Source organism: Phyllobacterium sp. 22229, assembly GCF_052056495.1.
GTDB classification, from domain to species: Bacteria; Pseudomonadota; Alphaproteobacteria; order Rhizobiales; family Rhizobiaceae; genus Phyllobacterium; species Phyllobacterium myrsinacearum.
In genome coordinates this window covers 85,717-111,918 of the sequence record NZ_JBQEPA010000013.1, presented here as the reverse complement: position 1 = coordinate 111,918, position 26,202 = coordinate 85,717, and the positions used below count along the sequence as shown (strand labels likewise).

The following is a 26,202-nucleotide window of genomic DNA, read 5'->3' as shown; positions in this document are numbered from 1 at the left end:
GCAGTGCCCGGAACGGTCTGGCAAGCCATTGGTTTCACGGGCACGGGAAATGTGCGGTGCCGTCAGCTCAGATATTTCTTGAAGAACGCGACTGTCCGGCCCCAGGCGAGATCGGCCGCTTCCTTGCTGTAGCGGGCGGTGGACGTATCATTGTTGAACGCGTGGTTCACGCCGTCATAGACCTCGATGTCAAACGTCTTGCCGTTGTTCTCAAGCGCTTTTCTGTAGCCGTCAATGCCCGCATTGATCCGCGTATCGAGGCCCGCATAGTGCAGCAGCAGCGGCGCCTTGATTTTTGCGACATCCTCGGCCTTGGGCTGGCGGCCGTAATAGGCCACCCCGGCATCGAGATCCAGCGAATGGACGGCCAGATCGTTGACCAGTCCGCCGCCCCAGCAAAAGCCCATGACGCCGACCTTGCCATTGGCATACTTGACCGCCTTGAGATAGGAGATCGTCTCGACGCCTTCGGCAATGGTCTTTTCGGGATCGAGATTGGCAATCAGGTCGCGCGCCTTGTCTTCGTCCGAAGGCGTGCCGCCGGCCGAGGACAGAAAGTCCGGTGCAAAAACCGTAAAGCCTTCCAGCGCCATGCGCCGGGCGACATCGCGGATATGGCCGTTGAGACCGCGATTCTCGTGAATGACCACGACCACCGGCAGTTTCGCCGTCGTGTCGGTCGGGCGTACGCTATAGCCCTTCATGTCTCCCGCCGGGCCGGTATGAATGACGTCCTTGGTGAGCAGCCGCGGATCGTCGGATGCGACAACCGCAGCCTGTGCCGAATTGGCCGCCAGCATCGGTGCGATGACAGCGGCAGCGGCGCCGGACCCCGCCAGTTTGGCGAGCTTGTCCATGAAGGAGCGGCGGTCGAGGGTCAGGTGCGTGTATTCATCATAGGCATCGACCATGGCCTGACTGATCGTAGGAGTTTTCTTCGGCTTGTCCATTGTGGCTCTTTCCATCGAAAAGGACTGCCGGGCCATCAAACCCCCGCCGTTTCCCATCACCCTTTCAGGCGATGGGAAAGGACACCGGTGGAGAGCGCAACGCCGAGTCCAGTCATCACTGCGGCGGTAATTTCCCAGACGCCGACCGCCTCGTCAAGGAAGATGGCGCCACCAAATGCGGCAAGGACAGGCGTGAGGGCGCTGAAGGCCGCTGCCTGGCTGCCGCCGAGGGCTCGAACCGCAATGCCGTAGGCCAGCATGGCGGCAAGTCCGGAGAGCACGCCCTGACTGAGAAACTGCAGGCCGATTTCAGCCAGCGGCACACTGGCAAGCGTCGTGCCGAAAACCAGGGCAAGCCCCGCATGGATGATGAACGACCATACGGCGATGAGTGCCCCGCCCTCCAGGGCACTGAGGCCGGAACGGCGGAAGGCGTGGGTGTAGCCGGCCCACAGCAAGGCGCCAAGCGGGAGAAACACGAAACTGATCCAGGTGATGTCATGTCCGGCAATGGCGCGGGTCAAAAGGATGGCAAGGCCGCCGACAATGGCTGCAAGCCCGAGACTGCGCGACAGGTCGGGCCGCTCGCCGAAAACAACCATGCCGATCAGGGCGGCCGCCAGCGGCATCGATCCGCCGAGCAGCACGCCGACGGCGGATGCCGGTGTGGAATGGATGGCAAAGGTGGTGATCTGGAAGAACAGGGCGCCCGCGCCGCAAACCATGACCGCAACGAGGAGCGGCGGCACATTGCGCGGGATAAGCCCGGTGCGCAACCAGACGGGAGACAGAACCAGCGCCGGCACGCCATAGCGGATCAGGCCAAGGTCGACCGTGCCGAGAGGCGTGCCGCTGCTGTGGCGCGTGGCGACGATCCATGTGGCCCAGATGAAAACAGTAACCAGCGCACCGGCATAGCCGGCGCCGGAGGAAGGGGATGTCTTGTAGTCCTGAACAAGGGCGACCATCGCAATATCCTTTCAAAATCAGTCCCGTGGACTGCTGTTGACAGGAGATTAGCGCGGGATGCCGGGGCATGTCCTTGCAAGTTCATGCCACTTTGACTAGCATTTCAGCAATATTCAGGAAGATATGCCTGACAAAAAGGTGACTTATGCCAAATCTGGATAAATTTGACATCGGCATCCTCGAAGCGTTGCAGACCGATGCGCGGGCAAGCAATGTCGAGATCGCCGACAAGGTGAACCTGTCACCCTCGCCCTGCCTGCGCCGCATCCGCAACCTGGAAAAATCCGGCGTCATCCGCGGTTACCGTGCCGATATCGACCGCAAGGAGGTCGGGCTTGGCCTGACCGTATTCGTCGAGATCAAGGTCGGCCAGCACAGCCGGGAAAATTCCGACGCCCAGCAGGCCGCTCTCATTGCCATGCCGGAAGTGACGGGCGCGTTCCTGATATCGGGAACAGCGGATTTTCTGGCTGAGGTGGTGGTGGAGGATCTGAGCGCCTATGAGCGCTTTTTGACGGAAAAACTGCTTGTGCTGCCCGGCATTGCCGATATCCGCTCCAACTTCGCCATCCGCACCATCAAAGCGGGCAGCCCGTTGAAACTGCCGCAGCGTTAACGAATGCGAGGCAGCGCCGGACTGCTCCGGCGCTGCCTCGCAGCAAAACCTACTTGTCTTCGCAAAAGCTGATCCGGTTGCTGAACGGATCGATCACGTGCACTTCGCGCCCCCAGGGCGCTTCCTCAAGACCTGGCTTCATGAAGCGGTAGTTTCTGGAATGAAGCTCCTTGTGAAAGGCTTCAATCCCCGTCATGCGCACGAAAACCCGGGCTCCGGGGCTGGCGTCGCCGGAATGTTCGCTCAGATGCAGCGTCAGGCCGGAGCGCGTCACCTGACAGTAAAGCGGCATGTTGTCCTCGAACCGGTGCTCCCAGTCGAGGGTGAAGCCGAGATAGTCCAGGTAAAACTCCTTGGCCTTGTCAACGTCGAAAATCCGCAGGATCGGGTTGGCCGCTCCAAAAGAGATGGCTCCCTTCGGCGCGGGCCCGTCCTCCGCGATCTTTGCCGCAAGCACGTTCCAATTGTCGAGACCGAACCCGGCCGCAACAAGTTCCAGACCGTCGCTGTGTGAAATCTCGATATTTTTGGCGGCAAGCGCCTGTCGCAGCGATTTGGCCATCGCCTTGGCGTCATGAAATGTACGCATCGTCTATCCTTCGTAGGGGTGAACGCGGAAAGTCAGTGCCCGCATTGCCGACCCGTTCACCATGCAAAGGATGAAACGCAGCTTTGTCCGATACATTCACCATGGGTTAAAACCCCGCGAGCGGCTGGCCGTATCTGCCGCATCAATTGATATAAGCAGTTTTGTGCAGCGTCAACGGGATAAGAAAGTCAACAGGAGCCTCCCCGGACCTGGCCGGGGAGGCTCCTGTCGTGTGCCCTGCTTATTTCGGCAGGGTGTAGGCGATGACGTAGTCGCCCGCCTTGGTGTTGATCGAGCCATGCCCGCCGGCAACGATGACAACGAACTGCCGTCCGTCACCCAGCGCATAGGACATGGGCGTGGATTGTCCGCCCGCCGGAAGACGCCCTTCCCACAGCTGCTTGCCGGTGGTCACGTCGTAGGCACGCAGATAGTTATCGACCGTTGCGCCGAGGAACGCGACGCCGCCCGCCGTGATGATCGGGCCGCCCAGCCCCGGCACCCCGACCTTGAGCGGCAGGGGCAGCGGCGAGGAATCATACACCGTGCCATTGCGGTGCTTCCAGGCGATCTTGCCGGTCCGCAGGTCCGCCCCCGCCACATAGCCCCAGGGCGGGGTCTGGCATGGCAGGCCGAGCGGCGAGACGAACGGGCCCATCACCACCGCATAGGGCGCGCCTTCATTGCGGTTGAGCCCCTGCTCGCTGCCCTTTGTACCGGCACCCGGTGCCGGGACATCGGCGCGCGGCACGAGCCGCGAGGTGAAGGCCAGATAGGTCGGCATGCCGAACATCACCTGCCGCTCCGGATCGACCGCCACGCCGCCCCAGTTGAACACGCCGAAATTGCCGGGATAGATCAGTGAGCCCTGCAGCGATGGCGGTGTATAGCGCCCCTCATACCGCAGCTTGAGGAAGTTGATGCGGCAGGCCAGCTGGTCGAACAGCGTCACGCCCCACATATCCTTGCCCTGCAGCGGGCGCGGCATGAATGTCAGGCCGGAAACCGGCTGGGTCGGTGAGGTGTGATCCCCCTCGATGGCACCACCGGGCGCAGGCACCTCCTCGACCGGAATGATCGGTTCGCCCGAGCGCCGGTCGAGCACATAGATATCGCCCTGTTTTGTCGGACCGACCAGCGCCGGGACCGGCCCGCTTGCGGTGTTGATGTCGACAAGGCTTGGCTGCGAGGGCACATCCATGTCCCAGAGATCGTGATGCACCGTCTGGCGCACCCAGCGCATCTGCCCGGTATTGAGATCGAGCGCCACGATGGAGGAGGAGAATTTCTCCACATTGGCCGACCGCCCGGCGCCGAGCTGGTCCGGCGTCTGGTTGCCGAGCGGCACATAGATGAGCCCGAGCTTTTCATCGGCGCTGGAGATCGACCAGCTGTTGGGCGAATTGGCGGTGTATTTCTGCCCTTCCGGCAGCGGCGTCGTCACATCGGGATTGCCGGAGTCCCAGTTCCACACCAGCGCGCCCGTATTGATATCGAAGGCGCGGATGACGCCCGATTGTTCGTGGATCGAGTAATTGTCATTGACCGCGCCACCGACAATGATCTTGCCGGCGGCAATGACCGGCGGCGATGTCGAATAGTAATACCCGGCGGGATTGTAGGGCATGCCGGTTTCAAGATGGATGGTGCCCTTGTCGCCAAAGGCCGGGCAGACCTGACCATTGGCCGCGTCAAGCGCGATCAGCCGGGCATCTGCTGTGGGCATGTAGACCCGTTCTGCACAGGGCTGGCCGGCCGCGACGGTGGCATCGGCATAATAGGACACGCCGCGGCAGGTCTGGTGCTGGCGGTCGTCATTGTCCTTCACCTGCGGATCGAAGCGCCATTTTTCCTTGCCGCTCGCGGCATCGAGCGCAATGACGAAATTATGCGGCGTGCAGATGTAGAGCGTGTCGCGCACCTTGAGCGGTGTGACCTGATAGGTGGTCTCGGGCACATCGGTGGAACGGCGCACGTCGCCGGTCTGGTAGGTCCAGGCAACCTGCAGCTTGCCAACATTGTCCGGCGTGATCTGTTTCAAGGGCGAATAGCGCTGGCCGTAGAGGCTGCGGCCATAGAAATGCCAGTCATCATTGGGCACCCCGCCGAGATCGGGCGTGGTGGTGACCGCCTCCCGGCTCAGCTGTCCGGGAAGATCGAGCGGGTCCTGGGTCATGGAATAACCGGCAACCCCGAGTGCCACCAGAACGGCCAGCCACAACGGCGCTGCCCCCAGCGAGGCAGTTTCAGCATCGGCACGGGTCAGCCGCCCGCGCACCCAGGGTGTCAGAAGCCACAGCGCCAGCAGGATGATCACGCCGCCGCGCGGGGCCAGCTGCCACCAGTCGAAGCGGATTTCCCAGATGGCCCAGCCCAGCGTGCCGATCACCAGCAGCGCATAGACCAGCAAAGCAGACGAGCGCCGCCGGAACAGAAGAATGGACGTGACGAGAAAGGCGAGCGCCGCGATGACATAATACCAGCTGCCGCCAAGGATGGCGAGCCAGACACCGCCCGCACCAAGGGCAGCCGCAATGATCAGAAAAAGGAGAGCCGTCAGAGTGATTGCCATGGTAGGGGTCCTTTCCAAGCTCAATCAAGATCGAATGGTCCTGACATGAGGCTGCGAACGGGCCATCGGCTGCCAGATTCCTCTCTAACCTAGGCGTATGCCTTAATTCAGAACGGTGCAATATCAACGATTGCAAATTTCAATCGCAAGTTTCAGGGGAAACTCTCCGCTAAATGCTGTATGTTCTTGCTTTGTATCGGATCGGTCTGGTTTTTCGATACCGAATCACTACATTGGAGTGACATGTCCGGATTGCCCGACGATATACCGTTCTTCGATGAACCTGATGCGCCTCGCCAGCCCCAGGGCATAGCTGCACGCGCCATGCAGGCACGCGCCGCCCCGCCCTATCTCAATGGCCTCAACCCCGAACAGCGCCTTGCGGTTGAAACCACCGAAGGGCCTGTGCTGGTTCTTGCGGGTGCGGGCACCGGCAAGACGCGCGTGCTGACCTCGCGCATCGCCCATATCCTCTCCCTCGGCAAGGCCTATCCCAGCCAGATTCTTGCGGTGACCTTCACCAACAAGGCGGCGCGCGAGATGAAGGAGCGCATCGGCGTTCTCGTCGGCGGTGCCGTCGAAGGCATGCCGTGGCTCGGCACCTTCCACTCCATCGGCGTCAAGCTCTTGCGCCGCCATGCCGAACTGGTTGGCCTGCGTTCGGATTTCACCATTCTCGACACCGATGACGTCATCCGCCTGATCAAGCAGATCATTCAGGCCGAAGGGCTCGACGACAAGCGCTGGCCCGCCAAGCAGTTCGCGCTGATGATCGACGGCTGGAAGAACAAGGGCCTCGGTCCGGAGGAAATCCCCGAGGGCGATGCCCGCGCCTTTGCCAATGGCAAGGGCCGCGAGCTCTATACGGCCTATCAGAACCGCCTGAAGACACTCAATGCCTGCGATTTCGGCGACCTGCTCTGCCACCCCATCCGCATGTTCCGCGCCTATCCGGATGTGCTGAAGGAATATCACGCCAAATTCCGCTACATCCTCGTCGATGAGTATCAGGATACCAACACCGCCCAGTACATGTGGCTGCGCCTGATCGCGCAGGGCTCGAAGAATGTCTGCTGCGTCGGCGATGACGACCAGTCGATCTATGGCTGGCGCGGTGCGGAAGTCGACAATATCCTGCGCTTCGAAAAGGATTTTCCCGGTGCGGTGGTGATCCGGCTGGAGCGCAATTACCGTTCGACGGCGCATATTCTCGGTGCCGCGTCCTTCCTCATTTCCCACAACGAGGGCCGCCTCGGCAAAACCCTGTTCACCGATGCGCCGAATGCCGAAGACGCCAAGGTCAATGTCCACGCCGCCTGGGATTCCGAAGAGGAAGCCCGCGCGGTCGGCGAGGAAATCGAGCAGGCACAGCGCCGGGGTCACAATCTCAATGACATGTCGATCCTCGTGCGCGCCTCCTTCCAGATGCGCGAGTTCGAAGACCGTTTCGTCACCCTCGGCCTGAATTACCGCGTCGTTGGCGGACCGCGATTCTACGAGCGCCTCGAAATCCGCGATGCCCTCGCCTATTTCCGCGTCGTGGCCCAGGGGTCCGATGACCTTGCGCTGGAGCGCATCATCAACACACCCAAGCGCGGCCTGGGTGAAGCCGCCGTGCGGCAGGTGCATGACTATGCCCGCGCCCGCGATATCGGCATGCTCGATGCCGCCGCCGATCTGGTGCAGACGGAAGAACTGAAGCCCAAACCCCGTTCCGCGCTGCGCGAAGTGGTTGAAAATTTTCATCGCTGGCAATCGCTGATTGATTCAACGCCACACACCCAGCTGGCCGAGATGATTCTCGACGAATCCGGCTATACCGCCATGTGGCAGGCCGACCGCTCGGCGGAAGCGCCGGGCCGGCTGGAAAACCTCAAAGAACTCATCCGCTCCATGGAGGAATATGAGTCGCTGCGGTCCTTCCTCGAACACGTGGCTCTGGTCATGGATGCCGAGCAGAACGAAAATCTCGATGCGGTCAACATCATGACGCTGCATTCGGCCAAGGGGCTGGAATTCGAAACCGTCTTCCTGCCCGGCTGGGAGGAAGGCCTGTTCCCGCACCAGCGTGCGCTGGATGAGGGCGGGCGCTCCGGCCTTGAGGAAGAGCGGCGGCTTGCCTATGTCGGCCTGACCCGTGCCAAGAAGAACCTGCATATCTGGTTCGTCTCCAACCGGCGCATCCACGGGCTCTGGCAGTCGACCATCCCCTCCCGTTTCCTCGAGGAACTGCCGGAAGCGCACGTGGAAGTTGTTGCAACGGGCAATTCCTATGGCGGATACGGCTCCGGCGGTGGCTACGGCCAGTCGCGTTTCGACCGCGCCGATCCGTTCGAGAATACCTATTCCACCCCCGGCTGGCAGCGCGCCCAGCAGAACCGTTCTGACGCCACGCGCAACAATTGGGGCTCGCGCTCCGGCGCAAAGGTCGAGCGCATCGGCTATGGCGAGACGGATTCCGGCCACGGCGCCGGACGCGGCTCGGTCAAAGGCCGCATGATCGACGGCGAGCTGGTTGCCAAATCCGTCAGCGAAACCCCGTCGAATTTCGATGTCGGCGACCGGGTGTTCCACATCAAGTTCGGCAACGGCAATGTCTCGTCCATCGAAGGCAACAAGCTGACCATCGATTTCGACAAGGCCGGACAGAAACGCGTGCTCGACAGTTTTGTGAAGCAGATCTGAGGGGCTGGGTTCCTTCACCCCCCTCTGGGCTGTCGCCCATCTCCCCCACAAGGGGGGAGATCACATCGACATCAGTGATTTTACTTAATTTTCAATGTTGAAGATTAGCCGAAACAGCTGTGAAAGCTGATCTCCCCCCTTGTGGGGGAGATGTCCGGCAGGACAGAGGGGGGTGTAAACCCAACGAAAACACCCCAAACCTATTCCGGCTTGCCCTTGGTCCAGGTGACATTCCCTGCAAACAACGGAATGGTCGAGATCGAGGTTTTGGCCGAACCGTCCTGCACCTGGCTGGCATGGGCGAGATAGATCAGCGAATTGTTCTGCTTGTCGTAGATGCGGGTGATGTTCAGCTTCTTCCAGATCAGGCTGGTGCGCTCGGAAAACACCCGCTCGCCGCCCTCGCCCAGCTTGATGTCGCCGATGACGATCGGGCCGGTCTGCTGGCAGGAGATCGAGGCATTGGACGGGTCCTCGAACCAGTTGCCCTTCTGCAGCCGGTCGATGACGCCGCGTGAGAACGAGGCGAGATGGCAGGTCACGCCCTGGATCTTCGGGTCGGCGACCGCATCGATGACGATGTCATTGCCCAGCCAGTCCACACCGACCTTGCCGACCTCCTCCGCCTGAGCCGGCAGGATGGCGGCGCCCAGAAGGGCCAGAGCAGCGAGCATATGCTTCATCGAGAATCTCCTGAAAGGGTTGGGCTTGCCAGACACAGTTGGATATGGCGGCGTGGAATTGCAAGCAGAACGGCCCGCCGCGCCTATCGTTCCCACTTCGCCAGAAAATCCTCGATGCTCAGCGACTGGATGTCGGGGATAGCCTCGAAAATCGTCGTCGCGGGCCAGTCCCACCACGCCAGCGCCATCAGGCGCTCGGCAATGGCGGCTGGAAAACGCGGACGGATCAGGCGTGCCGGATTGCCCGCGACGATGGTGTAGGGCGCCACGTTTTTGGTCACCACCGCATTGGCGCCGATCACTGCGCCATGGCCGATGCTGATACCGGGCATGATGACGGCGCCATGGCCGATCCACACATCATGGCCGATGCTGACGCGCTTGGCCTGCCGCCGGGCGCGGAAACCGAAATCGACGCCCTGATAGCGGAAGAACTCGTTGGGGCGATAGCTCACCTTGTGGGTGGTCAACCGTTCCATCGGATGTTCCAGCGCGTTGATGCGCACATTCGACGCAATGGAGCAGAAGCGGCCGATATCCGCATAGATGCCTTCGCTGTGGCGTTCGATGTAGGAAAAATCCCCCATCGTCACGTCGCGCAGGATCACCCTTTCGCTCACCTCGGCGAAACGGCCGAGCTTGACGCCCTTGAGCTGTGCCGTCGGGTGGATGCGCGGTTCGGGATTCTGGAAACGGAGGTCGTCGGGATCAGCCATCGTGCTTTCTCAAATAAGGGTGCGGCAATTCTTTTGCATAAATGCCGGTGAAATCCTATAATCCCCGCATGAAATCATCCTATTCCATCAGCCCATCGCAATTGACGCTTTATACCACCCTGGCGCTTGTTGCAGCCGCGGCGACGGGCGCGACCTTTGCCGCATGGTTCAACCATGGCGATGCGATCTTCCTGTCGCTGATCCAGGCTGGTCTTTCCTGGTGCATGTAGCTGCATCCACCCTGCCCCCGGAGGAAATGTCCCTATGAACAGACGTCTGATGCCATTTCTTGTCGTGGCAATCATGCTCTTGGCTGCCGCGGCCGGATGGATCACGTTCCAGTCCTACCGCCACCAGCCGGGCTCTGCCAATGCCGGTCCCTTCGGCGTACCGTTTCAGCTCGTGACCATGAACGGCGAGCCTGTGACCGAGGCTGCGTTCCGACAAAAGCCGTCGGCGGTGTTCTTCGGCTTCACCCATTGCCCGGAAATCTGCCCCACCACCCTGTTCGAACTCGATGCATGGCTGAAGCAGCTCGGGCCCGAAGGCCAGAACATCAACGCCTATTTCGTCACCGTCGATCCCGAACGCGATGCCGCTGACGTCATGAAAACCTATGTTGGCAATGTTTCGGACCGTATCACCGGCATAACAGGCGATCCCGACAAGATGGCGGCAATGCTCAAAGGTTACAGCGTCTATGCGCGCAAGGTGCCGACCGAGGGCAGCGACTACACCATGGACCACACCGCCTCGGTCTTTCTTCTGGATAGCAAGGGCGGTTTCTTCGGCACCATTGCCTATGGCGAAAATCCTGATACGGCTGTCGCCAAGCTGAAACGTCTGGCCAAGAGCTAGAGACCATCCCGAAAGTACACGACCCGATGACCCAGACCCGCCTGTTCCTCACCGCTGGCAAGATCGAAGCCGACCGCGTGTTCGATCTGTTGCAGCTCGCCTTTGAAGAGGATGGCCTGCCGATTTCCACTTTCGAAGTGGACGAGGATGCGGAAATCTTCGAGGTCTCTGTCTATACGTTCGAACCTGACGAGATCGAGCCGCGCATCCGCGACATTCTGGCCGCCGATGCCTTCGGTCTCGATGTACAGCGCGAACAGGTCCCCGATATAGACTGGGTCGCCCATTCGCTCGAAGGCCTTTCGCCGGTGCGCGCCGGACGGTTCTTCGTGCATGGATCGCATGACCGCGACAAGCGCCGCATCAACGATCTCGGCATCGAGATCGATGCCGGTCTTGCCTTCGGCACCGGCCACCACGGCACCACCTCCGGCTGCCTCGACATGATCGGCGAAGTCATCCGCCGCGAACATCCGCGCAATGCGCTGGATCTGGGCACCGGCAGCGCGGTGCTGGCCATCGGCATTGCCAAGCTTGCCCCCATTCCGGTTCTGGCGACCGATATCGATCCAGTGGCCGTCGCGGTGGCGCAGGACAATGTGGTGAAGAACGGCGTTGCTGCACGCGTCCAGACTGAGACCGCCACAGGCTTCCATCACCCGGCCATGCGCTTTGCCGCGCCGTTCGACCTGATCGTCGCCAATATTCTCGCCCGCCCGCTCATGCAGCTCGCGCCCGAGATGCGCAAGCATCTGGCCTGGGGCGGCTCGCTCATTCTCTCGGGCATTCTGGAAACCCAGCGCGACAAGGTGCTGGCCGCCTATCGCGTGCAGGGCCTGTTCCACCAGAAGACGCTGCGGCGCGAGGGCTGGGTCACCCTGCACCTCAAGGCAAAATCGACGTATTGAACAAAAAGGGCAGCGAAAGCTGCCCTTTATCCCAGACATCGTAGATGATGTGCTTGGTTCTTCGGCGCATGCCGTCCTGAAAAACCCGGTGCAAACCGCGTGCCTCCATTGCCTCCGCCGTGATCGAAAGATAGGTTCCATCACCCAACAGCAGAGGTTTGCATCACCATGTTCCAGTCGTTTGAGGTCGTCAGTAATCCGGCCACCGGCGCCCCGCGCGTCGCCAAGCTGCGCGCCGAACTCGAAGCCCACAACCTTGACGGTTTTCTTGTTCCCCGTGCCGACGAACACCAGGGCGAATACGTACCGCCGCGTGCGCAGCGCCTGGCCTGGCTGACCGGCTTCACCGGCTCTGCCGGTGTTGTGCTTGTCCTCAGGAAACAGGCGCATCTGTTTGTCGACGGCCGCTACACGCTGCAGGCGGCCGAGCAGACCGACCCTGCGGTTTTCAGCGTGGAAAGCCTGGTGGAAACGCCGCCGCCGGTCTGGCTGCGCAACAGCGGCCGGAAACTGACCATCGGCTTCGACCCGTGGCTGCACACCATTGCCGAGACCAAGGCATTGCGCGAAGCGCTGGAAGCCAATGGCGGCACGCTGGTTGCAGTTAAGGACAATCTGGTCGATCTGGTCTGGGAGGACCAGCCGGCCCCGCCGCTCGAAGCCGTGACGATCCAGCCGGAAAAATATGCCGGGAAACTCGCCAGCGACAAGCTGAAGGAACTGGCCGAAGCGGTGGAAAAGGCCAAGGCCGACGCAACGGTCCTGACCGATCCCTCCTCCATCGCCTGGGCCTTCAACATTCGCGGCAATGATGTCAGCAACACGCCGCTGCCGCTGTCCTTTGCCATCATCCCCGTATCGGGCGAACCACTGCTCTTCATCGACAAGCGCAAGCTGCCCATCGAAACGGAGGCCTATCTCACCCAGCTTTCGGCGTTGCGCCCGCCATCCGCCCTGGAGGCCGATGTGGCCAGCCTCGGCGCACAGGGCAAGGCCGTGATGCTCGATCCTGCGCTGGCGGCGGAAAAACTGCGGCTCGTCATCGAAGCTGCCGGCGGCAGGGTTGTTGAAGGTACGGACCCCGCCCGCCTGCCCCGCGCCCTGAAAAACGCGGCGGAGCTTGCGGGCGCGCGCAAATCGCACGAACGCGATGGCGTTGCCATGGTGTCGTTCCTGGCATGGGTCGACGCGCAGGCACCCGGCACCATCGACGAGATCGATGCGGCAAAGAAGCTGGAGGAAACCCGCCGCACCGTGGCCGAAGGGTTCCAGATGCCGCTCGAAAACCTCTCCTTCGACAGCATTTCCGGCGCAGGCCCGAATGGCGCTTTTGCCCATTACCGCGTCAACACCCAGTCCAACCGCAAATTGCAGGACGGCGAACTCTATCTCATCGACAGCGGCGGCCAGTACCGTGACGGCACGACCGATATCACCCGCACCCTGCCCGTCGGCAAGCCGACTGAGGACATGAAGCGCAAATTCACCCTTGTGCTCAAGGGCGTGATTGCCATCACCACCGCGCGTTTCCCCAAGGGCACGCGCGGCATGGACATCGATGTGCTCGCCCGCATCGCCCTGTGGAAGCAGGGCTATGATTATGGCCACGGCACCGGCCATGGCGTCGGCTCGTTCCTGTCCGTGCATGAGGGGCCGCAAAGCATTTCCAGGCGCGGTACGCATGAACTGCTGCCGGGAATGATCCTGTCCAACGAACCCGGCTACTACAAGCCGGGCGGTTACGGCATCCGTACGGAAAACCTGCTCATCGTTACGGAACTGGCCGTGCCAGAAGGCGGCGATATCCCGATGATGGGTTTCGAGACCATCACGCTGTGTCCCATCGACAAGCGGCTGATCGATACCAGCCTGCTCATCCGGGAAGAACTGGTATGGCTTGATGCCTACCACGCACAGGTGCGCGCGGCCTTGCTGCCGCACACCGTTGCTGCCGACCGCGACTGGCTGATCAAGGCAACCGAACCGCTCGGATGATTCAGACGGGAAGCTGGCGCAGCAGGATGATCATGGCTGCGCCGGCGAGAAACATTGTCAGCGCGTTGAACCGCAGGGACACCAGACCGGCAAACACCAGCGCGACGACGCCGCGCCAGTCCGCCGTGGCGATGGCGGGGGCCACCAGCGTCGTCAGAACCGCGGCCGGCACGGCATTGAGCGCCACCTCCACGCGCGGGTGAACGCGGTCGAAGCGTGACAGGACGAGATGACCGCCGATACGGGTCAGGAACGTCAGCACGGCGCCGGCAAGGATGATCCAGAAGATTGTCGACATCTCAGTTCTCCCCCGCCGTTTTGTCCGGTTTTGCCACGATCACGGCGGTCAGGATACCGGCGAGCGCGCCGATGCTGACATGCCAGGGTGAACCGATGGTCTTGGCCGCGACAATCGACGCGATGCCGCTGGCAATGACGATGGGCGCCCAGTTGGAGCGTTTGCGGAAGCCCATGACCAGCCCGAGGAAGTAGATGGGCAGCAGCATATCGATCCCCAGCGCGTGCGGGTCCTTGATCAGATTGCCGAAAAGCCCGCCGATCCACGCCTCCACCACCCACATCACATAGATCGGCGTGGCGACGCCGAGATACCATGCAAAGGTGACGCGCGCGCCGGATTCCGCCCGCTTTTCGGTCTCGGCATATTGCGGATCGGTCAGCAGGAAATAACTCAACAGGCTTTCGGGAATAGTAAAATGGCCGATGCGGCGGCCGACGGCCGCCGAATACAGCACGTGGCGGAAATTGACCGCAAAAATCGAAAAGACGATCAGCCACGCCGGAATATTGTGGCCGAACAGCTCGATGCCGACCATCTGGCTGGCGCCGCCAAAAATCGCCGCGCTCATCAGCACCGCCTCGAACACGGTAAAGCCGTTGTCGATGGCAAGCGCGCCGAACAGCAGGCCGAAAGGCGCCGAGGCAATCATGACGGGAAGCCCGCGGCGGAACCCCTGCCAGAATTCCACGCCAAAGCCTGCCCGCCGCGCAACGGTGGTTTCATCTTGATATGTTTGTTCGCTCATGATGAGCGTGGTCTAAGGCAGGTTGGCCAGCCTGTCACGTGAGAATTGTTGATCGCTATCATCAATGTTGCTGCAGCGTCGAACGGCCTGGCCAACTGCGTCGATGGTGTGCGTGTTTCGACACGCACACCAGACCCGGCAATCGGCTCGGCTCAGAACTTCTGGGTCAGCGAAATGCGGAAGCTGCGGCCAACCTCGGCGTAGCGGTCGGCAACGGCCAGATTGGTAGCGTTCGGGACATCCGTCGCATTCCAGTATTTCTTGTCGAAGACATTGAAGACACCGGCCTGGATTTTCATGCCCTTGGCAAATTTCGGTTCCCAATAGGCTGTGGTATCGACGATGCCATAGCCAGGAGCGACGAAACCGCCGCCGCTGACCTTGTCGCGCGCTGCAGCCATGGTCAGCGAAACATCGGCACCCCAGCTGTCGGCATTATAGCCAAGGCCGACAATCGCGCGGATCGGCGGGATGGAGTTGAGATACTCCTGGGTTTCGGTGTTTTTGCCCTGTGAAACGGCAACCGATGCCCACGTCACCCAGTTCTCGGCGAAATTGATGCGGCCATTGAGTTCGGCGCCATAAATCTGCACGCGATTGAGATTGGCATAGCCGGTAATGCCGCCAACCGGATATTCGCCGCCGGGCGGTGCGATGGTGACGGTGTCGATGAAGTTGCGGTAGTAGTTGTTGAAGACGCTGGCCGACAGCGCATATTTGTCGCTCTCATACTTGGCGCCAACCTCAAAACCGTTGCTGGTCTCGGCCTTCAGGCCAGGATTGCCGACGCGGGCATAGGAACCGGGAGCGCCGTAATTCTGGAACAGCTCCATGGCCGAAGGCGCACGGAAGCCCTGGGCCCACTGCACGTAGAAATCGAGTTCGCTGGTGGCGTGATAGGTCGCCCGCAGCTTCGGCGTAAAGCGCGAATCGCTGTTGGATGCCGGCAGAGAACCGTTGAAGTTCGGGCCATGCTCATAGGCCGCCGTCATCTGCGGATTATGCTCGTACCAGTCGAAACGCCCGCCCGGCGTCAGGGTCAGGCGGCCATTCAGAAGCTCGATGTCGTCCTCGGCATAGATGCCGAATCCGGTCGACTGCACGTCGGGCATGTCGGAGCTGTTGGCATGCAGCATGCGGCAGGTCTGCGGGCCGAAGGGCTGGGGCAATTTGCTCCAATCGACATCCGGACAGTTATCGACACCCGCTGCATACTGATGCATGTTCTGCCGGTAGATTTCGCCGCCAATGCGGAACTTGTGCTTGATGCCGCCGATGTCAGCTTCCTTGACCACATAGCCGGTCAAACCATAGGCATCAAGGTTCAGCTCGCTGTCGCGTTTATACACACCTGAAGGGAAGCCATAGCGGAAAGGGTCGCCGCGGATGATGCGCGCCCTGGCATCGGGCAAGCGGATGGCATCGGTCGTTTTGTTGAGGGTCTGCTGTGTCCAGTAGACCGTAGCGTGCGCCTCATCGACCCAGCCGCCTTTGTCAGGGGCAATGTAATCGTAGCTGCCGGAAATGCGCTTGCGTTCATAAGTCTCGCCGGACTTGAAGCTGTCGGGCACATAGGCGGACGACGTTCCGATGAAATCGTCCGAATCGGAATCCTTCTTGAAGATTTCACCGGTCAGGCCGAAACGATGACCGCCCTCAACATTCTGGTAGAGTTTTACCAGCACATTGCCCTGATCGTAATCAAGCGGGTTGGCCTCGGTGCGTCCGGTGCCGTAACCGCCGATATCACCGGGTGTATCTTTTTCATGCCCCTGACGATAACCGCCCTGCACGAGGAATTCCGTGTTGCCTGCGCGGGCCGCAACCGCCGCATTGGTGCGCCAGCTTTTGTCGCCGCTGTCATAGGTGCCCTTGGTCAGAACGCCCCAGTTGCGGCCCTCGCCGATAACATCGGACGGGTCGAGCGTGCGCAGCTGGATGACGCCGCCCAGCGCACCCGAACCGTAACGGCTGGAGTCGGTGCCCTTGGTGATGTCAATCTTGGAGAGCCCGTCGAAATCGAAGCCATCAAGGCCACCCTGCGTCCCGCGCGGATCGGAAATCCACGGCACGCGAATGCCATCGATGGTCGTCAGCACCCGGTCCTGGTCGAGACCGCGCAGATTGACGCTTTTCGACGTCGAGTTGACATTCACGCCCGCATCAATGCGGCGGCCCAGATCCTGGAAATTGTCGACCATGCGTTTCTGAATGGTTTCCCGCTCGGTCGTCGTCGTCAGCGGCGTCGCCTCGGTGCCGCTCTGATTGCGCTTGAGGACAATCGGCGCCAGCTCGATCGTTTCGCCCGTTGCCGGTGCACTTTGCGCAAATGCCGCGCCCGTACCCAACCCCACAACCAGCAAGGTACCCGCGCTACCACACATCAGGCGCGCAAGCATGTTCCGTGTCAAAACCATATCCAAACCCCCGAGAGAATGCTTGGCTGGCTTAACGTTGAGCGCGAAGACCGCGCCGTGTTCATGGCTTGCTGAGCGGAAATTGTCTGCGTGTATTCACGCTGTACATTTGTTCAGTACAAAAACATGACTATAAAAGTCAATATTAAATACACCGATTATTTCAGACCGATTTATTGGCGGGACCGGTGTTGCCGCGACACCACATCTGCCCGGCCGCACTTCAGGAAACCAGCGTTCCCTCGATCTTCTTGCCCCAGTCGATGAGCGGCTTGGCCTTCAGCGCAAAGGCGAAGAGTTCATCGGCAAGCGCGGGCGACGTGATGCCGTCCGGATCGATGGGGTGGCGCACGACGAAATGCCGGTTGCGCAGGGCTTCGATGAGATCGGGATCGGTGACCGTTTCGAAGCCGCGCGGCGTGCGCTTCAGGCGGTCGTAATCGCTTAAAGTCAGTCCGCCCTTTTTCAATGCGGCCACCATGGCGCGGTAGTTCTCCGGCTTGTCGACGATGGCCTTGCGCATGGCTGCGAGAAGCTCCGGTTTCTGCTGCCACCAGGCGACGGCGGCATAGCAGCCCTTGTAGTCCTCCAAGCCGATGCAGACGTAGAAACAGCCTGATTCGGCCCATTTGCTGCCGTCGGCCGAAAGCAGTGCGGAGAGATGCCGGTTGTAGGGGCTCTTGTCCTTGGCAAAGCGCGTATCCCGCTTGATGCGGAACTGCGATTTCTTGCGGTCTCCCTTGAACGGCAGCCCTGCCTTGTCGAACCGGGCGATGAGATCGTCGATCAGGTCGCCGAGCGGCTCGAGCAGATGGGCCTCGAACAGGTTCTTGTTCTCAACGAACCACTCGCGGTTCTGGTGAAAATCCAGTGCCTTGAGGAAGGGCAGCGCCTTGTCGCCAAATCCCTTGAAAACCGTCTCGCTCATGCGCCCACCAAAGTAAACCAGGCATCTTCATCGATGACTTCGATGCCGAGGGACTGTGCCTGCGTCAGCTTGGAACCAGCCCCCGGCCCGGCCACCACCAGATCGGTCTTTTTCGAAACCGACCCAGCCGTCTTGGCGCCGTAGCGCTCGGCCATGGCTTTCGCCTCATCACGGGACATGCGCTCCAGCGAACCGGTGAAGACGATGGTCTTGCCCACAACCGGCGAATTGCTGACGGTGCGCACCTCCTCGTCCAGCGGCGTGACTTCATCAAGCAGGGCAGCGAGCGCCGTCCGGTTGTGCTCTTCCGCATAGAAATCGACCAGGGCTTCCGCCACGATGCTGCCGATGCCATCGACCTCGTTGAGCTCGCGCCAGGCGTCATTGCCCTTGTCGGATTTGTCCGCCGGCAGGGTTGCCGCCTGCGCAACGGCTGCAAGTGCCTCGTAGGAGCGATAGGCCTTGGCCAGCCGCTTGGCGTTGACCTCGCCGACATGGCGAATACCCAGACCGTAGATGAAGCGGCTCAGCGCCACCTGCCGCCGGTCATCGATCGCGTCATAGAGTTTCTTCACCGACACCGCGCCGAACCCGTCGATATTTTCCAGCTTGGCCAGCGAAGCCGCCTGCCGTTTCTTCAGGGTGAAAATATCCGCCGGCGTACCGATATGCAGGGCCGGATCGTCGGATTTGAAAAAGAACTCGACCTGCTTTTCGCCAAGCCCTTCGATGTCGAAGGCATTGCGCGAAACGAAATGCCGGATGCGCTCCACCGCCTGCGCTGGGCAGATCAATCCGCCGGTGCAGCGCCGCACCACTTCCCCCTCCTCGCGCACCGCATGCGAGCCGCAGGCCGGGCAGGTATCCGGGAAGATATAGGCGGACGGGCCGCGCGGCTTGTCCGCGACGATATCGACGATCTGCGGAATGACGTCGCCCGCCCGCTGCACCACCACCGTGTCGCCGACGCGCAGATCACGCCCCTCGCGGACCGGCAGGCCGTTCTGGCCGATGCCTTTGATATAGTCCTCGTTGTGCAATGTCACATTGGTGACGACGACACCGCCCACGGTGACCGGTTCAAGCCGGGCGACGGGTGTCAGAGCGCCGGTCCGCCCGACCTGAATGTCGATGCCGCGCAGGATGGTGATCGCCTGTTCCGCCGGGAACTTGTGGGCAATGGCCCAGCGCGGGCTGCGGGAGACAAAGCCCAGCCGCTGCTGCAGAGCAAGATCGTCGACCTTGTAGACAACGCCATCGATATCATAGCCCAGCGTCGCGCGCTGTTCCTCGATCTGGTGATAATGCGCAACCAGGCCCTCCACCGTCTCGAATTTCTGCATCAGCGGGTTGACGCGGAAGCCGTAGGACTTGAATGCCTCCACCATACCCATCTGTGTTGCCGCAGGCATGGCGCTGACCTCACCCCAGGCATAGGCGAAAAACTGTAGCGGCCGCGATGCGGTGATCGTCGCGTCGAGCTGGCGCAGGGAACCAGCGGCAGCATTGCGCGGATTGGCGAAGACCGGCTTGCCGTCCTGTGTCTGGCGCTCGTTGAGTGCGGCAAAATCCGCATGGCTCATATAGACTTCGCCGCGCACCTCCAGCACCTCGGGTGGATTGCCGTTCAATACATTCGGAATGCTCGCGACAGTACGCGCGTTGAGCGTGACGTTCTCGCCGGTCGTGCCGTCGCCGCGGGTGGCGGCGGTGACCAGGCGGCCCATCTCGTAGCGCAGCGACAGGGACAGCCCGTCGATCTTCGGTTCGGCGGTGATTTCAACCGGCGCGCTGACGCCCAGCTTGAGAAAACGGCGGATGCGGTCGACAAAATCCTGCACGTCCTGATCGGAAAAAGCATTGTCCAGCGACAGCATCGGGATAGAATGCGTGACCTTGCCGAACTTTTCCGAGACCGTCGCACCCACTTTGTTCGAGGGTGAATCCTCGCGCTTCAGGTGCGGGAAACGCTGCTCGATGGCAAGGTTACGCCGCCGCAGGGCGTCATACTCACCATCGGATATGGTCGGCGCATCTTCCGTGTTGTAGCGGTAGTCATGCTGGGCAATTTCCGCCGCCAGGCGGCCGAGTTCCTCCGCCGCTTCTGCTTCGCTCAACTCTTCTACGGGAATGTCTGCCATGGCCTGTCCGACGCTGAAAATACGGATTCGGCGGGAGATTAACTGAAGCGGCGCGCAAATGCACCGTTCAAAATCGGCGGGGTCTGCAGGTTGCGGTCAGCTCCTGCCATACGCTGCACTCAGGAGGCGGCAGCGCTGTTTTCGCGCAGAAGCCGCACCGCGGCGGCACGTGCTTCGTCCGTGACGCTGGCACCGGCCAGCATTCGGGCAATTTCTTCCTGGCGGTCGCCGGTTTCCATGGCATGGATGGACGTGGCAACGCGGTCATCGCCCCTGGCGGATTTGGCGATGAGAAAATGCGTCTGCGCCCGTGCCGCCACCTGCGGCGCGTGGGTAACTGACAGCACCTGCACCCGGTCCGACAGGCGGCGCAGCCGCTGGCCGATGGCATCGGCCACGGCACCGCCAACCCCCGTGTCGATTTCGTCGAACACCAGCGTCGGCGCCGAACCGCGATCGGCCAGCGCCACCTTCAACGCCAGCAGGAAACGCGACAGCTCGCCGCCCGACGCCACCTTCATCATCGGCCCTGCCCGCGTGCCGGGATTGGTCCGCACCCAGTACTCGACCGTATCGATGCCTTCCGGCAGGCGGTTTTCCGGGTCCGCCGCCATCTCGACGATGAATTCGGCCCGCTCCAGTTTCAACGCGGGAAGCTCGGCCATGACGGCCGCCTTGAGGTGGCCGGCAGTTTCGTGCCGTTCCTTTGACAGGATCGCCGCGGCCTCGTCATAGGCCACCCGCGCCGCCACAGCTTCCTTTTCCAGCGCGGCAAGCCGTTCGGCACCCGCATCGATATCCGCAAGATCGGCGTCCATTTTGTCGCGCAGACCGGCAAGGTCGTCCACCGGCACGGAATATTTGCGCGCGGCGCCGCGCAGGGCAAAGAGCCGCTCTTCCGTCTGCTCAAGAACACGCGGATCGAAATCGATGGCGCGGATCGCCTGTTCAATGCCATTCTGCGCTTCGGTCAGGGCGTTGAGCGCCTCGTCGATGGCCTTGACCACCGGCTCCAGCAGCTGCGGCGCTTCCGGCACCTTGCGCTCAAGCCGCCGTACAAGGCTTGCCAGTGATGGCACCGGCGAACCGGAGCCCGACAGCACCTCATTGGCATCGTTGACATCGCCCGCAATCTTTTCCGAGCGCATCATTTCGGTGCGCCTGATGGCCAGTGCCTCTTCTTCCTGCGGTTCCGGATCAAGCTTTGTCAGCTCATCGACGGAGGCACGCAGGTAATCCGCCTCGCGCGTCGCCGCCTCAACCTTGGCGCGGTGCCGCACCAGCGTGTTCTCCGCATCCCGCCAGGTCTTGTGCAGCGAGCGGACCGTTGCCGCCTTGGTTTCCAGGGACCCGAAAGCGTCGAGGAGCGAGCGGTGAATGTCGATATCGATCAGGGCGCGGTCATCGTGCTGGCCGTGGATTTCGACCAGTCTGCGGCCGAGCTCCTTCAACAGCGTGACGCTTGCGGCCTGATCGTTGATGAAGACGCGGCTGCGGCCATCCGATGTCTGCACGCGGCGCAGGATGATGTCGCCGTCATCGCTGATGTCGTTGTCGCGCAGGAGTGCGCGTGCGGGATGGGCACCGGCCACGTCGAACACGGCCGTCACCTGCCCCTGCTCCGCGCCATGACGCACCAGCGAGGCATCGCCGCGCGCACCGAGCGCCAGCGACAGGGCATCGAGAAGGATGGATTTGCCTGCGCCGGTCTCGCCGGTGAGCACCGACAAGCCGTCGCGAAACTCAATGTCGAGCCGTTCAATCAGAACAATATCGCGGATCGACAGGTGCGAAAGCATGAATCGCTCAGCTTAAAAGTGGGTCAGGCGCCATTTTTCTTGCCGCCCACAATCGTCTGGGCAGCCTGTGACAGCCAGGAACCGGCATTCTGGCGCGGCTCAAGACCGCCGCTCTGCAGCAGCTTGTAGCTGTCCTTGTACCACTGGCTGTCCGGGTAATTCTGTCCGAGCACCGCTGCAGCCGACTGTGCCTCGCTGGTCAGACCCAGCGCATAATAGGCCTCGGTCAGACGCGCCAGCGCTTCTTCGACATGGCGGGTGTTGGAATACTGTTCGACAACACCGCGGAAGCGCTTGATCGACGCCAGATATTCCTTGCGTTCCAGATAGTAGCGGCCGACCTGCATTTCCTTGCCGGCGAGCTGGTCGCGGCCGAAGCGGATCTTTTCCTTGGAATCGTCGACATATTCCGACTGCGGGAAACGCTCGACGACTTCATTGAAGGCAGCGATGGAGCGGCGTGTCATGCTCTGTTCGCGCGTTACGTCGGGAATCTGGCGGTAATAGCAAAGGCCGGTGATGTAATAGGCGTAGGCCGCTTCCGGCTGGGTCGGATACAGCGCGATGTAGCGCTTGGTCATGGCGAGCGAGTCGTCATACTTGCCGGCGCGGTAGTTGGCGAAAGCGCCCATCACCAGCGCCTTGCGGGCGAATTCGGAATAGGGATGCTGGCGGTCGACGGCATCGAACTTCTTGGCAGCCTCGTCGAGACGCCCGGCATTCAGATTGGCGAGCGCCTGGTTGTAGAGTACGTCGGCGGGCTCGATCGTATCGACATAGGCCGACAGGTCGAGGTCCTTATCGTTCGAAGCACAACCGGAAATGGCAGTTGCACCGGCAACCGACGCCATAAGAAGGGCCAAACGGGCCTTGCTGCCAAACCCTGCACTCATCGACATTCTGCAACTCGCCATTCTGTCTTAGGCCCCATTCAAGAAATTAGAGCATTCTGCGCAAATCCGATATCACGTTTGCGCATCATGCTCTAGATACAGTCAAACTCACCGTCAGTTGCGCGTTCTTAAACCACAAGCCAACAGAATCAGCAATCTTATTGCCATCTAATCGTCCAAATTTGTGGCGGAGGCAGAAATGAGCTGTGAAAAGAACATATTCCCTTATTTGGGCAGCGACATATGCCCCACCCGGTACATCTGGGCTGCCTCTTCACCCTGCCCCGGCGCATCTGGCCCCCACAACCGGAACCGCACCACTGTCCAGCTATAGGGTTCAAAACCCGCCACGGACGCGAGAATGCGCTTGTGCTCTCCATCGCGCAGCACCCGTTCGCTTTCCTGCTTCCGCTGTTCACCCAGGGGCACGGTTGTATCTGCCGGCAGGACCTCCCGCGTTGCAAACGCCGCCTGCGACACATCGGGCGACACGAATGCCTGCCAGACGAACCAGGACTTTACCTGCGGCCGGCCGAACGCGTCCGACACGCCGGCAAATCCATCCCCGCCGAGAAAATTGTTCAAGCCCTCCACATCGTCCCAGAGATAAAACGGTGCGTAGAGGTTGTCGCGGCTGGGGGTTACATCCGCGCGGCGGGCCGACAGATAGGCCTTGAAGCGCAGATGCGGGTAGTTGTCGAGCAGATGCCCCTTCTCCGCGATCCGCCGGTCGATGATCGCCATGTCATAGTCGGCCGGCAGGATGAAACTGTATTGCATGGCAATCATGATCGTTCTCCTTGTCGTTCTGGTGGTTCAGGCAACCTCGAACATCTGCATGCCGCCATTGCTGAAGGACCATTCATCGCGTGCGGACGTGCTGATGATGATCATGACATCCTCGGGCCGCACGCCGGGAGAAAGTGCCAGCTTCTCGACAAGGCGCTCATAGAAGGCCTTCTTTGTCGCGGTGTCGCGCGGCTTGCCGATAGCGATGGCAAAGATGATGAAATCATCCGAACGTGGTCCGCCGAGATAGTGACGGTCGAAGATGAACTCGTTCGGGCGGTGCTGGTGGATGACCTGGAAGAGATCATTCTGCGGAACATTGAACGTCTCGATCATCGCCTGATACAGGCTGTCCGACACAGCCTTCAGATAATCATCGGACTTGCCCTCCATGAGGGAGACGCGGGCGAACGGCATTGAACGATCCTCCTGTCTGGCGCCCGGCACAGGGTGCGAAGCGCAATTGAACTTGACGGAATGGTTGTAGCACCGCACAATCATCCCGATAATCAGAAAATATTTGATCAACAATCCCAAAAAAGTGGATTAATGACCATGCGCCGGACCATATTCGACCTCGATGTTCTGCGAACCTTCACGACCGGCGTCGACCTCGGCAGCTTTGCCAGGGCGGCCGACAGACTAGGCCGCTCGACCTCTGCGGTCAGCGCCCAGTTGAAAAGGCTGGAACAGCAGGCGGGAACGCCGATCTTCCAGAAATCCGGGCGCGGCCTTGCCCTGACCGATGCGGGCGAGACGATGCTCGCCTATGCGAGGCGGCTGCTCGATCTCAACGACGAAGCGGCAAGCGCCATTCACGGCATCGAGCTGGAAGGCTGGGTGCGCCTTGGCCTGCAGGAGGATTTCGGCGAAACCCTGCTTCCCAGAATTCTCGGGCAGTTCGCGCGGGCCCACCCGAAGGTGCGCATCGAAGCGCGCGTGGCCCGCAATTCGGAACTGCTCGAGCGTGTCACGTCCGGCCGCCTCGATCTTGCGCTGGCCTGGAACAACAGCGTGCTTCTGCCCAACAGCGAGCGCGTCATGGAAATCCCGATGTCATGGGTTGGTCCCGTCAATCCCGACATGGTCTGGCGGATATCCGGCGGCGAGCCCCTGCCGCTGGCTGCGCTCGAGGCGCCCTGCCTGATGCGCACTGCCGCCATCAACGCACTGGATCGCGCCGGCATCGCCTGGCGCCTTGCCTTCATCAGCCCGAGCCTGGGCGGCCTGTGGGCCGCAACCGCGGCAGGGCTCGGCCTCACCATCCGCACGCCGATCGGCTTGCCTGGAACGGTGCGGGCGATCGTGCCGGGCGAAAACGGCCTGCCCGTACTGCCAATACTGGGACTGGACCTGCACCGGGCCGATGCGGAGCCCGCACCGGTCACCGCCCGGCTGGCATCGATCATCCTGCAGGCATTGCAGGATTTGTCGCCCATGGGGGCGAAGGCCGCTTAGGTGGGTTATTGCAGAATTGTCTAGACCGCCCAGGGTGCAAAGGCTGGTGCGGGAACGGCTACAAGTGATGCGCCAGACCCCGCGACACCAGCCATTTCGACGATCTCAAACGCGGAATGATCGGACAGGAGTGCCCGCAGCGCCATGGCATTCAGGCGGTGGCCGCCGCGATAGGAGCGGAAGCAGCCGATGAATGGCGCACCTGCCAGGGCAAGATCACCGACGGCATCCAGCGTCTTGTGGCGCACGAACTCATCGGGAAAGCGCAGGCCGCCCGGATTGATGACCGTATGGTCGTCGCCGATGACAAGCGAATTATCGAGCGACGAACCGAGCGCCAGTCCTGCCGCCCAGAGCTTTTCCACATCGCGCATGAACCCAAAGGTGCGGGCGGAGGCAACCTCGTCGCGGAACACCGTCGCGCTCATATCCGCGGCAAAGACCTGCCTGCCGATGACGGGCGTGTCGAAATCGATCTCCACCTCGTAACGCGTGCCATCATGGGGGACGAATTCCGCCCAGGACGCACCGGCCTCGATGCGCGATGGCTTGAGCACGCGGATATAACGCCGCCGGGCTGCCTGCTGGTCGAGCCCCGCCGCATCAAAAGCGGCAAGAAAGGCGGCCGAGGTGCCATCGACAATCGGCACTTCCGGCGCGTCGATCTCGATGATCAGATTGTCGATCCCTGCCCCGGATATCGCCGCCATCACATGTTCAACGGTGCTGACGGTCACGCCATTCCGCTTGCCCAGTGTGGTGCTGAGATCCGTCGTGCCGACTTCCGAGATCAGCGCCTTGATGGCATGGCTGCGCCCTTCGCCATCCCGCCGGTGAAAGACGATGCCCGTATCGGCGGCGGACGGCACAAAGGTCATGGTGACGGGTGCGCCGCTGTGGACGCCGACGCCGGACAGCGAGACGCGTTCTGCAATCGTCATTTGATAGTCGCGCAACTGAGACCCCATGCCCTGCTCTGTTCCCATGCCCTGCTTTGACCATGTCATCGTAAAATCAATCTGTGCCGTTCTGCCAGAATCAAGGTGAACCGCGGCTATTTTGCGCCGGACGATACAATCGGCGCGGCGTCAGGCAAAATCACGGTTTCGGCAGTCCCACAACGGTCCTGCACGGACAAGAACTAGGTCGTTCCCAAGGTTTTTCAATAGTTTGAATGAAAAAACCCGCCA

The 26,202-nt window shown here is 61.3% G+C and carries 23 protein-coding genes; 7 read left to right on the top strand and 16 right to left on the bottom strand.

Going from position 1 to position 26,202, the window contains the following annotated elements; genetic code table 11:
• Positions 1–62: 62 nt before the first annotated feature.
• Both ACTJJ7_RS17050 and ACTJJ7_RS17045 read right to left on the bottom strand, forming a co-directional pair.
• Entirely contained in the window at positions 63–965 is a 903-nt protein-coding gene (locus ACTJJ7_RS17050) for a dienelactone hydrolase family protein (protein WP_440968254.1), read from the bottom strand.
• Between the two features lie 41 nt (positions 966–1,006).
• The gene (locus ACTJJ7_RS17045; protein ID WP_440968253.1) at positions 1,007–1,918 is read right to left on the bottom strand and encodes a DMT family transporter; all 912 of its coding nucleotides are present in this window, start codon (positions 1,916–1,918) and stop codon (positions 1,007–1,009) included.
• Between the two features lie 146 nt (positions 1,919–2,064).
• On the opposite strand from ACTJJ7_RS17045, the gene ACTJJ7_RS17040 reads away from it, so the two are divergent.
• Positions 2,065–2,535: an Lrp/AsnC family transcriptional regulator gene (locus tag ACTJJ7_RS17040; RefSeq protein WP_105732219.1), complete on the top strand. Its 471-nt coding sequence runs from the start codon at positions 2,065–2,067 to the stop codon at positions 2,533–2,535.
• Between the two features lie 49 nt (positions 2,536–2,584).
• On the opposite strand, the gene ACTJJ7_RS17035 is transcribed toward ACTJJ7_RS17040, so the two are convergent.
• Complete coding sequence (locus ACTJJ7_RS17035; RefSeq protein ID WP_440968252.1) at positions 2,585–3,124, bottom strand: glyoxalase superfamily protein; 540 nt, start codon at positions 3,122–3,124, stop codon at positions 2,585–2,587.
• Between the two features lie 241 nt (positions 3,125–3,365).
• A complete protein-coding gene (locus ACTJJ7_RS17030; RefSeq protein ID WP_440968251.1) occupies positions 3,366–5,696 on the bottom strand; it encodes a glucose/quinate/shikimate family membrane-bound PQQ-dependent dehydrogenase in 2,331 nt (776 codons plus the stop codon).
• A 243-nt stretch (positions 5,697–5,939) separates the two neighbouring features.
• Between ACTJJ7_RS17030 and ACTJJ7_RS17025 the strand changes: the two genes are divergently transcribed.
• Complete coding sequence (locus ACTJJ7_RS17025; protein ID WP_105733067.1) at positions 5,940–8,381, top strand: ATP-dependent helicase; 2,442 nt, start codon at positions 5,940–5,942, stop codon at positions 8,379–8,381.
• 200 nt (positions 8,382–8,581) lie between these two features.
• Here ACTJJ7_RS17025 and ACTJJ7_RS17020 read toward each other — a convergent pair whose 3' ends face one another.
• Together ACTJJ7_RS17020 and ACTJJ7_RS17015 are read right to left on the bottom strand one after the other, a co-directional pair.
• Positions 8,582–9,064, bottom strand: coding sequence for a CreA family protein (locus ACTJJ7_RS17020; protein ID WP_105732216.1), 483 nt, complete (start codon positions 9,062–9,064; stop codon positions 8,582–8,584).
• Between the two features lie 83 nt (positions 9,065–9,147).
• Entirely contained in the window at positions 9,148–9,780 is a 633-nt protein-coding gene (locus tag ACTJJ7_RS17015; RefSeq protein WP_130270017.1) for a DapH/DapD/GlmU-related protein, read from the bottom strand.
• Positions 9,781–9,848: 68 nt separating this feature from the next.
• Here ACTJJ7_RS17015 and ACTJJ7_RS17010 point away from each other — a divergent pair, with 68 nt between their 5' ends.
• The 4 genes from ACTJJ7_RS17010 (at position 9,849) to ACTJJ7_RS16995 (ending at position 13,541) form a co-directional block, all read left to right on the top strand.
• A complete protein-coding gene (locus ACTJJ7_RS17010) occupies positions 9,849–10,010 on the top strand; it encodes a hypothetical protein (RefSeq protein ID WP_165401842.1) in 162 nt (53 codons plus the stop codon).
• A gap of 34 nt (positions 10,011–10,044) precedes the next feature.
• Positions 10,045–10,638: an SCO family protein gene (locus ACTJJ7_RS17005; protein ID WP_440968250.1), complete on the top strand. Its 594-nt coding sequence runs from the start codon at positions 10,045–10,047 to the stop codon at positions 10,636–10,638.
• Between the two features lie 26 nt (positions 10,639–10,664).
• On the top strand, positions 10,665–11,546 hold the full coding sequence (locus ACTJJ7_RS17000; protein ID WP_440968249.1) for a 50S ribosomal protein L11 methyltransferase: 882 nt from the start codon (positions 10,665–10,667) through the stop codon (positions 11,544–11,546).
• A gap of 168 nt (positions 11,547–11,714) precedes the next feature.
• Positions 11,715–13,541, top strand: a complete 1,827-nt coding sequence (locus ACTJJ7_RS16995; protein ID WP_130270013.1) for an aminopeptidase P family protein — start codon at positions 11,715–11,717, stop codon at positions 13,539–13,541.
• 1 nt (position 13,542) lies between these two features.
• Here the strand turns inward: ACTJJ7_RS16995 and ACTJJ7_RS16990 are convergent, their stop codons facing one another.
• The 9 genes from ACTJJ7_RS16990 to ACTJJ7_RS16950 all read right to left on the bottom strand — a co-directional run bounded on the left by ACTJJ7_RS16990 (position 13,543) and on the right by ACTJJ7_RS16950 (position 23,971).
• Positions 13,543–13,839, bottom strand: coding sequence for an AzlD family protein (locus ACTJJ7_RS16990; protein WP_130270011.1), 297 nt, complete (start codon positions 13,837–13,839; stop codon positions 13,543–13,545).
• A 1-nt stretch (position 13,840) separates the two neighbouring features.
• On the bottom strand, positions 13,841–14,587 hold the full coding sequence (locus ACTJJ7_RS16985) for an AzlC family ABC transporter permease (RefSeq protein WP_105732210.1): 747 nt from the start codon (positions 14,585–14,587) through the stop codon (positions 13,841–13,843).
• Between the two features lie 152 nt (positions 14,588–14,739).
• Positions 14,740–17,004, bottom strand: a complete 2,265-nt coding sequence (locus tag ACTJJ7_RS16980) for a TonB-dependent hemoglobin/transferrin/lactoferrin family receptor (protein ID WP_440968248.1) — start codon at positions 17,002–17,004, stop codon at positions 14,740–14,742.
• Positions 17,005–17,227: 223 nt separating this feature from the next.
• On the bottom strand, positions 17,228–17,932 hold the full coding sequence (locus ACTJJ7_RS16975) for a DUF2461 domain-containing protein (protein WP_440968247.1): 705 nt from the start codon (positions 17,930–17,932) through the stop codon (positions 17,228–17,230).
• Complete coding sequence (gene ligA, locus ACTJJ7_RS16970; protein WP_440968246.1) at positions 17,929–20,073, bottom strand: NAD-dependent DNA ligase LigA; 2,145 nt, start codon at positions 20,071–20,073, stop codon at positions 17,929–17,931. The genes ACTJJ7_RS16975 and ligA overlap by 4 nt, the downstream gene beginning before the upstream one ends.
• Positions 20,074–20,192: 119 nt before the next feature.
• Positions 20,193–21,872 (bottom strand): DNA repair protein RecN, encoded by a 1,680-nt coding sequence (gene recN / locus ACTJJ7_RS16965; RefSeq protein WP_130270003.1) that lies wholly within the window; start codon positions 21,870–21,872, stop codon positions 20,193–20,195.
• Between the two features lie 23 nt (positions 21,873–21,895).
• Positions 21,896–22,765, bottom strand: coding sequence for an outer membrane protein assembly factor BamD (locus ACTJJ7_RS16960; protein WP_105732205.1), 870 nt, complete (start codon positions 22,763–22,765; stop codon positions 21,896–21,898).
• A 225-nt stretch (positions 22,766–22,990) separates the two neighbouring features.
• Entirely contained in the window at positions 22,991–23,554 is a 564-nt protein-coding gene (locus ACTJJ7_RS16955) for a DUF4865 family protein (protein WP_440968245.1), read from the bottom strand.
• Between the two features lie 27 nt (positions 23,555–23,581).
• Positions 23,582–23,971, bottom strand: a complete 390-nt coding sequence (locus ACTJJ7_RS16950) for a tautomerase family protein (RefSeq protein ID WP_440968244.1) — start codon at positions 23,969–23,971, stop codon at positions 23,582–23,584.
• Positions 23,972–24,109: 138 nt separating this feature from the next.
• On the opposite strand from ACTJJ7_RS16950, the gene ACTJJ7_RS16945 reads away from it, so the two are divergent.
• Positions 24,110–25,012 (top strand): LysR substrate-binding domain-containing protein, encoded by a 903-nt coding sequence (locus tag ACTJJ7_RS16945; RefSeq protein WP_440968243.1) that lies wholly within the window; start codon positions 24,110–24,112, stop codon positions 25,010–25,012.
• 20 nt (positions 25,013–25,032) lie between these two features.
• Here ACTJJ7_RS16945 and lpxC read toward each other — a convergent pair whose 3' ends face one another.
• The gene (lpxC, locus tag ACTJJ7_RS16940; protein WP_440968286.1) at positions 25,033–25,980 is read right to left on the bottom strand and encodes a UDP-3-O-acyl-N-acetylglucosamine deacetylase; all 948 of its coding nucleotides are present in this window, start codon (positions 25,978–25,980) and stop codon (positions 25,033–25,035) included.
• Between the last annotated feature and the right edge of the window lie 222 nt (positions 25,981–26,202).